At 38.3% G+C, this 14113-nt stretch carries 11 protein-coding genes; 6 read left to right on the forward strand and 5 right to left on the reverse strand.

The annotated features are described in order from the left end of the window. The coding region (wecB, locus tag CK510_RS14775) for a non-hydrolyzing UDP-N-acetylglucosamine 2-epimerase (RefSeq protein ID WP_095722428.1) at nt 1-824 on the forward strand (824 nt) is incomplete at its 5' end. Nucleotides 825-899: 75 nt separating this feature from the next. Beyond that, nucleotides 900-1421: a transposase gene (locus tag CK510_RS14780; protein ID WP_245912159.1), complete on the forward strand. Its 522-nt coding sequence runs from the start codon at nt 900-902 to the stop codon at nt 1419-1421. A gap of 450 nt (nt 1422-1871) precedes the next feature. Here CK510_RS14780 and proS read toward each other — a convergent pair whose 3' ends face one another. Next, nucleotides 1872-3677, reverse strand: a complete 1806-nt coding sequence (gene proS, locus CK510_RS14785) for a proline--tRNA ligase (RefSeq protein WP_095722430.1) — start codon at nt 3675-3677, stop codon at nt 1872-1874. A 142-nt stretch (nt 3678-3819) separates the two neighbouring features. On the opposite strand from proS, the gene CK510_RS14790 reads away from it, so the two are divergent. Next, entirely contained in the window at nt 3820-5187 is a 1368-nt protein-coding gene (locus CK510_RS14790) for a glycerol acyltransferase (protein WP_095722431.1), read from the forward strand. Between the two features lie 59 nt (nt 5188-5246). Here the strand turns inward: CK510_RS14790 and CK510_RS14795 are convergent, their stop codons facing one another. Further along, entirely contained in the window at nt 5247-6026 is a 780-nt protein-coding gene (locus tag CK510_RS14795; RefSeq protein WP_095722432.1) for a YebC/PmpR family DNA-binding transcriptional regulator, read from the reverse strand. Between the two features lie 262 nt (nt 6027-6288). On the opposite strand from CK510_RS14795, the gene CK510_RS14800 reads away from it, so the two are divergent. Next, complete coding sequence (locus CK510_RS14800) at nt 6289-7620, forward strand: ABC transporter substrate-binding protein (protein WP_444876499.1); 1332 nt, start codon at nt 6289-6291, stop codon at nt 7618-7620. A 52-nt stretch (nt 7621-7672) separates the two neighbouring features. Here the strand turns inward: CK510_RS14800 and CK510_RS14805 are convergent, their stop codons facing one another. After that, nucleotides 7673-9007: a cytochrome P450 gene (locus CK510_RS14805; RefSeq protein WP_095722433.1), complete on the reverse strand. Its 1335-nt coding sequence runs from the start codon at nt 9005-9007 to the stop codon at nt 7673-7675. Between the two features lie 140 nt (nt 9008-9147). Between CK510_RS14805 and CK510_RS14810 the strand changes: the two genes are divergently transcribed. Next, on the forward strand, nt 9148-9522 hold the full coding sequence (locus CK510_RS14810) for a VOC family protein (protein WP_095722434.1): 375 nt from the start codon (nt 9148-9150) through the stop codon (nt 9520-9522). A 29-nt stretch (nt 9523-9551) separates the two neighbouring features. On the opposite strand, the gene CK510_RS14815 is transcribed toward CK510_RS14810, so the two are convergent. Then, nucleotides 9552-11093, reverse strand: a complete 1542-nt coding sequence (locus CK510_RS14815; RefSeq protein WP_095722435.1) for a hypothetical protein — start codon at nt 11091-11093, stop codon at nt 9552-9554. A gap of 416 nt (nt 11094-11509) precedes the next feature. On the opposite strand from CK510_RS14815, the gene CK510_RS14820 reads away from it, so the two are divergent. Next, nucleotides 11510-13132, forward strand: coding sequence for an ArnT family glycosyltransferase (locus tag CK510_RS14820; RefSeq protein WP_095722436.1), 1623 nt, complete (start codon nt 11510-11512; stop codon nt 13130-13132). A 58-nt stretch (nt 13133-13190) separates the two neighbouring features. Here the strand turns inward: CK510_RS14820 and CK510_RS14825 are convergent, their stop codons facing one another. Then, on the reverse strand, nt 13191-13580 hold the full coding sequence (locus CK510_RS14825; RefSeq protein WP_095722437.1) for a hypothetical protein: 390 nt from the start codon (nt 13578-13580) through the stop codon (nt 13191-13193). Between the last annotated feature and the right edge of the window lie 533 nt (nt 13581-14113).

Genomic DNA, 14113 nt, shown 5'->3' on the forward strand with positions numbered 1-14113 from the left:
GAGATACGACTACGGCATTTGCCGCTGCATTAGCTGCTTTTTATCAGCAAATCCCCGTGGGACATGTGGAAGCGGGTTTGCGAACCGATGATTTATACAATCCCTATCCTGAAGAAGCTAACCGACGCTTAATTTCCCAGATTACCCAGTTACATTTTGCTCCCACGAGTTTAGCTGTGGAGAATTTGCAGCGTTCTGGGGTTGTGGGACAAATCCATTTAACTGGGAATACGGTAATTGATGCTTTATTAAAGGTGGCAGCAAAAAAACCTAGTTGTAATATTCCTGGTTTAGATTGGGAAAAACATCGGGTTTTATTAGCTACTGTACATCGACGTGAAAATTGGGGGGAACCGTTGCAGGGGATTGCTGAGGGGTTTTTACAGATATTAGATAAATTTCCCGATACTGCCTTATTACTGCCACTGCATCGCAATCCCACAGTACGGGAACCATTACAAGCAATGTTGGGGAATCATCCACGTATTTTCTTGAGCGAACCATTAGATTATGCCGAATTAGTTGGGGCAATTATGCGATCGCACCTATTACTCACCGATTCGGGTGGTTTACAGGAGGAAGCACCTAGTCTCGGTAAACCAGTTTTAGTACTACGTGAAACCACTGAACGTCCGGAAGCTGTGACTGCGGGTACGGCAAAACTTGTAGGTACGGACACTCATAAAATCGTTGCGGAAGCATCAGAATTATTGGCTTCTCCAACTGCTTATGCAGCGATGGCAAATGCGATTAATCCGTTTGGGGATGGACATGCTGCCGAGCGGATTTTGCAAATTGTGGATGATTATTTAAGTTCTCAGTGATGTAATTTAATGAGTTTTTGGGAACACTATTGACAGTAGTCAGTAGTCTCCATCCCATCAACTCAAAAAACCTTGATGTATAATCCCCAAATTCATCACCGTGGTTCAATTAGACTGCGTGGTTACGATTATTCTCAGCAAGGTTCATACTTCATCACAATTTGTACTCAAAATCATGAATGTCGCTTGGGTAAAATTGTTGAAGGCAAAATGTATTGGACATTCGGAGGTTGGATTGCTTATCAAGCATGGATTGAAATACCGCAGCATTTTGAACATGTTGAATTAGACCAATTTATCGTGATGCCCAATCATATTCATGGAATTATTGTGATTAATAATATTTCCACGAATAAAGAACAATTAACAACACCAGAATTATGGAAAATTGTTGCTTATTACAAATACAAAACAACTAAACTGATAAATGAAATAGATGATGCATTAGGAAGTCGAGTTTGGCAGCGAAATTATTACGATCGCATTATTCGTAACGAACAGGAATTATCCGCCACTCGCCAATATATCATCAATAACCCAGCAAATTCGTCAAAAGACCAAAACAACCCCCATCATCAAAATCCATTGATTTCGTAAATATTCATAACACAAACGATTGAAATTGTAGGGGCAGGGTTTTCCTGCCCTTTAACCATCCCACACCACCAAAAATCATGCGATCGTACATATTTTATTCCCACCAATCCCAATTATTTCAAACATTCATAACACAAACGATTGAAATTGTAGGGGCAGGGTTTTCCTGCCCTTTAACCATCCCACACCACCAAAAATCATGCGATCGTACATATTTTATTCCCACCAATCCCAATTATTTCAAACATTCATAACACAAACGATTGAAATTGTAGGGGCAGGGTTTTCCTGCCCTTTAACCATCCCACACCACCAAAAATCATGCGCGATCGCACATATTTTATTCCCACCAATTCAATACCAATTATTTTGAATATTGATGAATGTTAATGGTGTTACTTATGGATTTTAAGAGGGTGGGGAGACCCCACCCCTACATGGGATTAAATATTATTTAATTGCTTCTTGTACCCAATTTGTTAATGTTGTCACAACTTCCCCAATTGGAATTTCTTGTGCTTCTTTAGTTGCTCTTTTGACCACTTCAACTTTACCATTTGCTAGCGCTTTCCCCGTGACAATTCTAAAGGGAATCCCAATTAAATCGGCATCTTTAAACTTAACGCCAGCCCGCTCATTTCTATCATCAAGTAAAGTCTCAACACCAGCTTGATTGAGTTCCAAATACAATTTTTCTGCCGCTTCCATCTGCTGTGCATCATTAATATTTGGAACAGAAATAATCGCGTGATAAGGTGCGATCGCAACTGGAAAAATTATCCCATCTTTATCGTAGGATTGTTCTACTGCCGATTGTGCTAGTCGGGAAACTCCCACTCCATAACAACCCATCACTAAGGGTTTTTCTTCCCCTTGTTCGTTGGTATAAGTTGCACCCATTGCGATGGAATACTTAGTTCCTAACTGGAAAATATGTCCAACTTCGATACCACGGGCACTTTTAAGCATTTGCTGGGGGTCATGTACTGCCCTATCTCCAGGTCTGGCTTTCCGAATATCTACTGTAAGCTCTGGTAATTTAATTTGCTCATCCCAATTTACACCAACAACGTGATAACCGGATTCATTTGCACCTGTGACAAAATTCTTTAAATCAACAACGGTTCGATCGACGAGACGCAAAAACTCTGGTGCGATCGCTTTATCTGACTTGATACTGTCATTGGTAATATCTGGTGCAATATAACCCAATGGTAAAGCCTTTGCTGCCCATTTTGATTGGGCTTCGGCATCAGGTATAGTCAAACTGAGAATTGTTTTTGCACCGTACTGGGAAGCTAATTTTGTCAATTCATTGATTAATTTGACTTCATTTACTTCTTGGTCGCCACGGATATTAATTAATACTAGTACCGTCATTCCATTGTCATAAGCAGCTTGATAAAGTACATTTTTAACAATATTTGTCGGCGAGCATTTAAGGAATTTACAGACTTTTTCTATTGTTTCAGTTCCCGGAGTTTCCCGTTTTTCGTAACTAGTAAATGGTGAAATTTCGGCATCTATAGGTAAGGAAATCGCTTTTTCGACGTTAGCAGCATATTTGCCATCTTCCGTATATAAAACCTCATCTTCCCCAGCATCTGCAAGCACCATAAACTCGGTGGAACCCGAACCACCGATCGCACCAGAATCAGCTTCGACAGGACGAAATTTCAAACCGCTACGACGCAGGATGTTGCTGTATGCCTGGTACATATCTTGATAGGTTTTTTTCAGGCTTTCCTCGTCAGTGTGGAACGAATACCCATCCTTCATAATAAATTCCCGTCCGCGCATTAAACCGAAGCGGGGACGAATTTCATCGCGGAATTTGGTTTGAATTTGGTAGAGGTGTTGGGGTAATTGACGATAGGACTTAATCATATCACGGGCAACGTAGGTAATCACCTCCTCGTGGGTGGGTCCTAATGCTACCTGTTGTTCCCGTCGGTCAGTAAAGGCAAACATGATACCCTCAGCTTTGGTATATGTATCCCATCGTCCCGATTCCTTCCACAACTCCGCAGGTTGTAATTGTGGCAAAAGACATTCTTGTGCCCCAGTTGCGTTCATTTCCTCGCGCACAATCTGGGATACTTTTTGCAGTACTCGCCACATCAAAGGCAGATACGCATAAATACCAGCACCGATGCGACGAATATAACCAGCGCGAAGTAATAATTTATGACTGGGAATTTCCGCATCTGCGGGGTCATCTCTCAGTGTGACGAATAACATTTGTGACAGTCGCATCGTTGTCCTCTTTTCTGATAGAGTTAATTTCTTTCTCGGTTAAGTTTAAGACAAGAAATGACCCATCGGGTCGTTTATGAGGGAGTTAGAAATAAAATTCTTTTCTATCTTCCCCATTTCCCATTACCAATTTCCTAACCTTATGTACCAAGCACAACCACCTCTTGAATTTATCCCACCGAAATATAATCCTTGGTTTTTGCGTTTGACCCATTTGCTGCTACCTTTGTGGATGCGATCGCAAACTGCGCTGACAACTGTGGAAGCGGAAAATGCTGAAGTTTTGACAGATTTATATTCCCAGTTTCAAGCGGGAAAAATCCGTTTTATGCTAGCATTTCGCCATCCCAAAACCGATGATCCAGTTGCCCTAGGCTATTTCTTTTCGCAAATTATGCCCAAGGTGGCACAAAAACAAGGTATTAAATTTAAAACACCAATTCATGCCCATTTTATCTACGATCGCGGTATTCCTCTTTGGGCAGGTAGTTATATTGGTTGGGTAGCGCAGAACTTGAATGCAACACCAATTCAACGGGGTAAGGCAGATTGGACTGGGTTGAGAAGTGCGAGGCATTTGTTTGTTAACGGTGCTTTCCCGATGGCAGCAGCACCAGAAGGGGCAACAAATGGACTTTCGGAAATAGTCAACCCACTCGAACCTGGTATTGCTCAAATGGGGTTTTGGTGTGCTGAGGATTTACAAAAAGCTGGTAGAACCGAGCAGGTTTTAATTTTACCAGTTGGGATTAAATATGGTTATGTAGATGAACCGTGGGATGAAATTAGTAATTTGCTGACGGAACTTGAAGTCAAAAGCGGTTTAGCTGCTTCAACAGAATCGAATGAAGATTTATTTTCGTATCATTATTTTCGCTTGCTACGTGTATCCGAACATTTATTAACAATAATTGAGAATTTTTATGCAAAATCTTACCGTTGCCAGTTACCAATAATTAGTACGGAATTAACTAGCGATAAAAATGAAGCACTATCAATGCGTTTACAAGCGGTATTAAATGAGATATTAAAAGTAGCAGAATCTTATTTTGACTTGCAACCAAAAGGAAATTTAAGTGATAGATGTAGAAGAGTTGAACAAGCCGGATGGAATTGTATTTTTCGAGAAGATTTTAAAGATATGAAATCCCTTTCATCAGTAGAGAAAGGATTAGGTGATCGCGTTGCCGAAGAAGCTAATATACATATGTGGCATATGCGTTTAGTGGAAAGCTTTGTCGCAGTTACGGGTACATATATTCGTGAAAATCCAACTGCTGAAAGATTCGCAGAAACACTTTTAATTTTGTGGCAAATGGTAGTCCGAATTGAAGGTGGAAATACCTCGAAACGTCCCTATTTAGGTAAGCAAACAGCGAAAATTATTATTGGCGAACCAATATCTGTTTCTGATAAATATTCTACTTATAAAACTAATCGTCAAAGCGCGAGACAAGCAGTTGCTGATTTGACAAAGGATTTACAAATAAGTTTGGAAAAATTGATTTAGATTTTTGATTGTAGGTGGGGTCTCCCCACCCTCACTCATGAATGATACAATTAATAAATCTAAGCGATCGCAACCATTAATTGCTCTGGCATTTCAAAATTTGCTGTCACATTTTGCACATCATCCAAAGCTTCAAGAGTATCGATTAATTTGAGTAGTAAACGAGCTTGTTCTGAGTCTACAACTTCAACAAAATTTCCAGGTATCCAACGCAATTCGGCATCGGTAACTTTAAAACCTCCTGCCTTCAAAATTTTACTAAGGGTTTCCAGATTCCCAATCTCAGTAAAAACATCTGCGGTATCAGTATCAGTTATTTCGTAAGACTCCGCACCACCTTCCAAAGAAGCTTCTAATAATTTTTCTTCATTTTTAACATTTTCCACAACACACATACCTTTTTGGGAAAACATCCAACTCACACAACCAGTTTCACCCAGATTTCCGCCATTTTTACTAAAAGCCAAGCGCAAATCAGCAGCAGTACGATTACGGTTATCAGTCAGCGCTTCCACCAAAATCGCCACACCACCAGCACCATAGCCCTCGTAGCGAATCTCCTCTAAGCTATTGTCATCCCCCCCTAAATTACCCGCACCCTTTGCGTTGGCGAAGCCTCTCCCTCGGAGAATCGCACGTTCAATATTATCATTGGGGATACCCGCCGCTTTGGCTTTTTCTATGGCAGTTCGCAGTTGAAAATTTCCATTTGGATCGGGAATTCCGCTACGTGCTGCCATGATAATTGCACGGGATACCTGTGTGAAGGTTTTACCCTTTTTCGCGTCTACAACTGCTTTTTGGCGTTTAATATTCGCCCATTTACTATGTCCTGCCATAACCTTAAAATTAATTAGAATTAATTAACATCGATGAATCAAAAATAAAATAACAAACTATTGAGCAGTTAGGAGTTAAGAAACAGAATACTTTTACAATCAATAACCATAGGGACTTCCATAAAATAAAATATCCAAACATCAATCGTATCAACCATTTTAAGGGCGGGGAGACCCCACCCCTACAATTAATGATAATTTATTTATTAGTGTTCCCTTAGTTGCTAACTCTTACCACTCTAAAATAATTGTGTAACCCGTGATTCACAAAAATCCCACATCTAGTAACTTCTTCAACAATATTAACGGGCAATTCAGATTACTAGTATTACTAGTAGCTAGCCTGCTAATATTCTCAGGATGCCAGATTTTCACTCCCAATAGCAATAACAGCGCAGTCACACAGATAACACTGTGGCAAGGTGTAAACCCACCACCAAACCGTGACGTATTACAAAAACTAGTTAATAAATTTAACAAAACCCATCCCGACATCCAAGTTGAATCATTATACGTCGGACAGCAAGACCAACAAATGCCAAAGATATTAGCTGCTGTTGTTGGCAATGCACCACCAGATTTACTTTGGTATAATCCTGCAATTGCTGGTCAATTAGTCGAACTAGATGCATTGATTTCCCTTGATGAAATGCTAAATAAATCCCCGCTCAAGGCAGAAATTGACCCGACTCTATTTAAATCGTTGGAATATAAAGGTAAAATTTGGTCAGTACCATTTGCCACAAATAACGTCGGTGTTTTCTATCGTCCGAGTTTATTTAAAGCAGCAGGAATCACCGAATTACCCAAGACTTGGGATGAATTCAGACAAGTTGCCAAAAAACTGACTCGCGATACAAATGGCGATCGCAAAGTTGACCAGTATGGTATGTTTTTACCTTTGGGAAAAGGTGAATTTACTGTATTTACCTGGTTGCCGTTCATGTGGGCTGCTGGGGGAGAATTAGTTACTGGCACGAGTCAAACAGCCTCTGCGGTGGATTTAGCAAATAATCAAGGTGCGATTTCGGGGTTACAATTTTGGCGCGATTTAATTACGGATGGTTCAGTAATGCTATCGGGACCAGAACGGGGTTATGAAACTGATGCCCTACTATCTGGTAAAGTAGCAATGCAATTAACTGGTCCTTGGACATTGGGGCAATTTCAAGCAACTGGTGTGGATTTTGGAGTATTTCCTATCCCTTCTAGTCAGCGTTCTGCTACTAGTATTGGTGGTGAGAATTTGTTTTTATTTAAAACCACATTAGAACGACAAAAAGCAGCATTTAAGTTTGCTGAATATGTATTAAGTGAAGAATTTCAGACAGAATTGGCTTTAGGTACTGGATATTTACCAATTAATATTAAAGCCAGACAAAACCCTAAGTATTTAGAATTTGCCCAGAAGCAACCAGCAGTGAAAGTCTTTTTAGACCAAGCTAAATTTGGTCACAGTCGTCCAATTTTTCCTGGTTATAATCGAATTTCAGAAAGTTTAGGTCGTGCAATAGAATCGGTGATGATGGGTAAAAATTCCCCCATAGAAGCATTGAAGGAATCCCAGCAACGTTTAGACCTTATTTTTAAGTGAGCTAAATTTATTGATTGTTGAATCAAAGTAGGATTTGAAATTTTTGCTATGATTAAACAAGGATTTTTTGGAAATTAACTTTCAAACCATCTTTAGGACGAGGAGTTGGAACCATAACCAAATCTAAATTTTGTTGAGATATTAATTCCCATTGATAATTTCTGAGTAACAGTGCTGCAAAAATTTTAATTTCGAGCTTTGCAAATTCTTTACCAATACATTCGCGAATTCCACCTCCAAATGGAATAAAACTAAATGTTTTGGTTTTATCTTCGGTACTGGTTAAATTAAAGCGTTCGGGGTTAAATTGTTTTGGTTGTGGATATATATCAATATCTTGATGTGTATAACCAATTTGGTAAAGTAATGACCATCCTTGAGGAATTTGATAACCATTAAATTCGCATGTTTCTATCACTTTACGAAATGCACCACCCACAGGAGGAACTAGACGTAAAGTTTCTTTTAGAACCTGTTCCAAGTAAGTCATTTGCTTAAGGTTTTCCAAAGTTATAGGCATATTTAAGCCTAATTCTTCTTGCTCTTGTCGAATAGCAGCTAGAACTTGTGGATGTTGTGCTACTAATAAACAAAAAGATGCGATCGCAGAAGTTAAAGTTTCGTGTCCAGCAAATATCAACGTCAAAAGTTGGTCTTTGAGTTCTTCTACACTCAAACGGTTTCCATCTTCATCTTCTGCTTGTATAAGTAAACCCAAAGCATCTTCTTTTGAATTACTTGAGTTAATGCGTTCTTGGATAATGTTTTCAATTTCTTGCAATAAAAGTTTGCGACTTTGGTAAGCTTTTCCAAATGTTGTCCAAGGTAAATTTATTGCTAGTGAAAATAACCCATTAACCCAAGTTGTATACAAATCACCTAATTTGGATTGCGATGCAGATTCTGTACCTACGAGTAACTTACAAGCGATATCCAAGGTGTAGTTTTTGATTTCGGGATACCAAGCAAAATTACTAAGCTTTTCCCAACGTTCAAAATATTTATAGGTGTTTAATTCAACTGTAGAAATGTAACTAGATAATGCTCTTGGTTGAAAAGCTTGCGAAAGAATTTTACGTCGCTTCTGGTGTTCTGTACCGACTTGAACCGATAGCGAAGCTGCTCCTAAAAGCTCTCTTGTACTTTTAGGCCAGTTATTAGTAAAATACTTATTTTCATTGGTAAATATATAATTATTGGCATCTGCTCCGATTGCGACAATAGTTGGTTGTCCAAATATATGGGTTTTGAAGACATGACCATATTTTTCTTGCCGCTTTTTTGTAAAATTTCGATCGCGTAAAAACTCAATGCTTTCACCAATTATAGGTAAGCCAAAATCACCAGGTGGTAATGGCAGCGAATTAATAGTATTTTTGTTTGTCATTGTTTAAGCTGCTTTAATTAGTTTATCTTACACTTCAAAGTATCACTAGATATTGTAATATTTTGAGTATAAAAGTAGATTGCCTCATTAGTTTATACTATTTCATCTGACTAAACTTTTAATCCAAAATCTAAAATCCAATGCAAATTACCCAATCTCTCCACACATCAATTAACGTCACCAACCTAGAAAAAGCAGAGTACTTTTACGGAGAAGTATTAGGATTACAAAAGGTAGAGCGATCGCGACCATCTCCAGGTGCTTGGTATCAAATCGGTAACTACCAAATTCACTTGATTGTGGTTGATAAGATTGTAAATCAACCCGAACACGAAAAATGGGGACGCAACCCCCACATAGCTTTTTTAGTTTCCGACTTAGATGCCGCTAAACAGCAGCTATTAAATTATAACTTCCCTATCCAAGTAAGTGCGTCCGGTCGTTCAGCAATTTTTACACAAGATTTAGACGGAAATGTAATTGAATTAAGTAGTCTATCTCAAAATCAAAAGTAGAAACAACCTTGAGGATATTAAATAAAATCCTACGATTCATTATTTCTTGTCGAGGATGCTGGTGGTTTTCCAGAATTGCGAACATTAACAACCTTCCCCAATAAATCAAACCAAAATGGCGCACCCATTGCAATCGCAATTCCACTCAAAAACCAACCAGGAATTAATGTAATTATTCGCCATACCGGGAAACTTTTTTGTTGTTTTTGGCTCCAAGAAATCTGTTTTTCTAAATTAGAATCAGTCCAACCTATTGGCAAAGCAACATCATTTAAAGCTTCAGCAGTTTGACTACTTAAAGTCTTAATATCAACGTAATTTAATTGGTTACGATTTTGCGAAACTATTTGCCCTGCATTTTGAACAATCGTTTCTCGTAGTGCTGAATCCTTTGATAATCTGCTAATCATGTGGAATGCATCCGCATTACTTGCTGCTGCGATCGCAAAACCCAGTAACAATGCTACACCCTTTGCATTACGCTTGTAGACACCAGATGCACGCTCCATTGAATTATCAAAATTACCTGCGATCGCTTCCTGTAATCCACTAACTCCTTCGGTGGTATTTCTCAGGTTCTGTTCAGTCCGTTGTGCTAAGTTTGTAATGTTCTTGGCTAATGATGGAGGTAATCTATCAATTAGTTTTTCCAGATTTTGATGCATCTCGTTATCTCTATCTAGAAGAGATGTTGTTAATTCTTGATAAATATCAGTTCCCCGTTGAACTGCTTGGGCAAGTTCTCTTACATTTGGTTTCAACCCAGCCAGGGATATTGTCTTTTGAGTATCTGTAAATGAGCTATTTTTATAAAATTGTAACTGCTGTAATGCTTTATTTGCAGATTCGTCATTTGGCATATTTATTTGAAATGATTCAATATAGCGGTCAAAACTTGCTGTCATACTATTGATACCGCTATCTATATCTAATTTACCTTGTTGAAAATTCCAAATTACTTGTTCAAAGTCTGCTTGTATTTCCGCAAATGCTTGATATGTAAAATTGGAGAAATCAGCAAATTCTTCTTTATCTCCAAATTGTTCTTGCAATTTTAAAACTACATTTTCTATTTCTGATAAACGTTGATTTTTAAAGCTGTCAAGACGAGTTTCAGTTAGCTTTTGGGCAATTGTCGGTAACTGCAAAGTTTCCATTAATGTCGTCGCAAAAGTAGTTGCCGGAATGTACGATGGACCACTATGTCTACTACCACCAAATACTGTTTCTGCTTTTTTATTTGATTCGGGGTTTTGTTTAAAAGAACGGTATACATTAGCAACTGACCAAGTAGCTTGACGCGGGATATTAGCAAGAAACCCTTTAGCTTGTTGGTTGAGACTTTTTATGAGTGGATTACTATAGATTTGATTGGCTAGTTGAACGACATTTGCTTCTTCTGAATTTTGTGAATCTCCGGCAATGAATAATTCAATTGATTTTCTTAAATGTTCTGCACGCCATTGAAATACTGTGGCGAGTAACTCTTGTATTTCTGATGCTAACAAGCTCAAAATTAAATAAATAAATATTAGCCCTAGTGATACATCTAAAATTACTGGTAAATTCATAATTATGCACTCTTAGTAGTTATTGGGAATTGGGTATTAATTAGTAACATATAGTCAGAAATATAGGTTAAAAAATATTTTAAGTAAATATCCAAATTAATATTGAATACTTTGTTCTTTATTAGCTAAAGCATGAATTTTATAAAATTTATAAATTACAGAAATAAATGTTATTATTAAGATAGATGTAATTATAAATATTTAAATAATTCGCACCTCCAACTCCTAACTATTGTTTTTTCCAATTAAGTACTCAGAAATAAATAATTTAAAAGAAAATCTAGAATTTGTCAAAAATTATTCTGACTAAATTTTCAAAATTGAGTTAATTTAAAGTTTGGGGACAGGAACATGGGAGAAAAGCGAACTTCTCTTCAATAAGTGAACCAGCAAGCAAAATCAATATCCTAAATACTATGCAATTCGTAAGTTTTATTTGGGTTCGTCTAGAAAGACGGTATCAATCAGTGGCAAAACGACTTGACTGGATGTGGGCGATCGCTCTACTTGTGGCAGCAGTAATAATTTTTACCATAAACTTGGGCGGATTACCGTTACGGGATTGGGATGAGGGCACTGTAGCACAAGTTGCTCGCGAAATTTCGCGTGCCCCTGCTGGTTCGTTACATTGGCTGTTCCCGACTTTAGGAGACGAGCCATATCATAATAAACCACCTTTGATGCATATACTAATTGCTTGGGTTTATTCATTGGGAGGGGTGAATGAGTGGACTACACGTTTGCCTGGAGCGATTTTAACCGCCATGTCTGTACCATTGCTGTATTACATTGGACGGGAGATATTTCACCGACGTATAGCTGCCGTTTACAGCGCGTTGGTTTATTTAACAATGCTACCAGTACTGCGACACGGACGTTTAGCAATGTTAGACGGTGCGTCAGTATTTTTCTTCATGGTAATGATGCTTTGCGCTTTGCGATCGCGTCGTAATCTTCGTTACTGTCTTGGTGTGGGGATTGGGTTTGGTTTAATTTGTCTAACAAAGGGAATGTTGGGGGTTTTGTTTGCTGCGATCGCATTCATATTTCTTTACTGGGATACTCCCCGACTTTTGCTAAATAAGTACATGTGGGTAGCTATGACTATTGGTTGCTTACCTGTAGGTTTGTGGTATTTTGCCCAATGGCAACATTACGGTAATATTTTTACCAATGTTGGCATAGTTGACCAATCCTTTAGCCGAATTTGGCAGCCCGTAGAAGGACACAAACAAGCACCTTGGTATTATTTAATCGAAATTCTCAAATATACCCATCCTTGGCTATTATTCTTACCAGCGAGTTTGCGTTTAACTTGGGACAATCGCAATCTTAGTTGGGCAAAACTCGTACTTGTGTGGAGTTGCGTTTATCTAGTAGCAATTTCTGTTATGAGTACCAAATTACCCTGGTACGTATTCCCAATTTATCCCAGTTTAGCCCTGGCAATTGGTGCCCAATTCGGCGAAATCGAGAATTTACCCTTACTATCTTCTCTCCCCCGTCTATGGGTAATTGGTTTAGGATTTCTGGCAGTTATCGCCACTGGTGGTAGTATTTTCTATAGTTTTGCCAAACCAACCCAACCCGATTTACAGCTAATTTTTGCCGCAGTTGCTGGAACAATGGCACTAACTGGAATTTTAGCAGAACGGGGAGACGGACAATTTTTAAAAGTTCTGCTTTGGGGTACTTATATTTCCCTATTGCTATTTGTAAAATCAAATTATTGGGTATGGGAACTCAATGAAAACTACCCAGTGAAACCAGTTGCGGCAATGATTCAAAAAGTCAAACCCAGTATCCGCAAGATTTATACATTAGATGATAACCATCGTCCATCACTTGACTTTTATAGCGATCGCACTATTGTAGCTACCCCCAACCCCAAGGAAATCGAGCATTATTGGCAAAACAACAGTAAACCTTACTTACTACTAAAAGAACCTGATTTAGAAAAACTCAAAATTAGCACGACCAAAATAATTGACCGTGCCGAAAACTTTATTCTAATCACAAAAGATACTAGAAAATTATAAAATAACTTAGTAGAGACGCGATATCGTGTCTCCATAACACCCAAAATAATATCCAAAATTATTTTTGATTATTATCAATAAATTTGTCCGTTTTTTCAGTCTGCTGAGAATTAGGACTATCACCACTCGTATTTTGCCCAGTTGTCGTAATCATCCCAAATACAATAGCACTTCCCAAAAAGAAAGCTAATACGGGACGTTTGAGCAAAACAAAATCCCGGAGAATCCTAGCCAAAGGACGACTTTGACGGCGTAATGCCGACGATATCATCATTTGTCTAAAAATAAACGGGTCACGAACATAATTACCACTTTGTGATACGACTAATCGTTCTTGACAATACGGACAAGTAAATAGTCCCACGCAAGTTTTAATCGGTTTTGCCGTGGTATTCCTTTGGCAAATAGGGCAAGTTACATAATGATTATCAAAGGTGTGTGTATTCATCTACCTCGTCCGTCTATTCCACTTACTCGCTCTGTAACATCGGTCTATCGTTAATTTTAGCCTCAAAACCACTCAGATTAACTCATTCCATTGGAACTTAGATTTAAATATATGCATAAAGGATAATTAGGCAACAGGTATGTTTTTAACCACCGCAACACGAGTATAGCTAGATTTGGGAAAAATGACCCGCGATCGCTATTTACTTTCTTGCGCCATTGAGTTTGACAAAAAATGATTGACAAACAAAGCATTTATATGGGTGTCTGACTGAATGGAAGCAATTATTATGCTTCCTGGTTTACTAATCATTTAAACACTTCCATTACCAAAATTTAGTAAACTGACAACTTTTTATCAAAGCTTTGCAATATTGCTGAATATTGCTTGTCTTCTTACTAGATTGTGGCTGACAATGAAAATTAATACTAGGACTTACGCATTGACAGAAAAATCAAAATAGGGGGTATGGTTTTCAGCGCTTTAAGCTTGATTTTTCTGTTCTCTGCCAAGCGATCGCAAACAACAAAGGG

The organism is Brunnivagina elsteri CCALA 953, from assembly GCF_002289455.1.
Lineage (GTDB): Bacteria > Cyanobacteriota > Cyanobacteriia > Cyanobacteriales > Nostocaceae > Brunnivagina > Brunnivagina elsteri.

Excerpts from the sequence above, each read along its gene's own strand:
- CK510_RS14780 (WP_245912159.1), top strand. The coding sequence starts at position 900 with ATGTATAATCCCCAAATTCATCACCGTGGTTCAATTAGACTGCGTGGT.
- proS (WP_095722430.1), bottom strand. The coding sequence starts at position 3,677 with ATGCGACTGTCACAAATGTTATTCGTCACACTGAGAGATGACCCCGCA.
- CK510_RS14790 (WP_095722431.1), top strand. The coding sequence starts at position 3,820 with ATGTACCAAGCACAACCACCTCTTGAATTTATCCCACCGAAATATAAT.
- CK510_RS14795 (WP_095722432.1), bottom strand. The coding sequence starts at position 6,026 with ATGGCAGGACATAGTAAATGGGCGAATATTAAACGCCAAAAAGCAGTT.
- CK510_RS14805 (WP_095722433.1), bottom strand. The coding sequence starts at position 9,007 with ATGACAAACAAAAATACTATTAATTCGCTGCCATTACCACCTGGTGAT.
- CK510_RS14810 (WP_095722434.1), top strand. The coding sequence starts at position 9,148 with ATGCAAATTACCCAATCTCTCCACACATCAATTAACGTCACCAACCTA.
- CK510_RS14815 (WP_095722435.1), bottom strand. The coding sequence starts at position 11,093 with ATGAATTTACCAGTAATTTTAGATGTATCACTAGGGCTAATATTTATT.
- CK510_RS14820 (WP_095722436.1), top strand. The coding sequence starts at position 11,510 with ATGCAATTCGTAAGTTTTATTTGGGTTCGTCTAGAAAGACGGTATCAA.
- CK510_RS14825 (WP_095722437.1), bottom strand. The coding sequence starts at position 13,580 with ATGAATACACACACCTTTGATAATCATTATGTAACTTGCCCTATTTGC.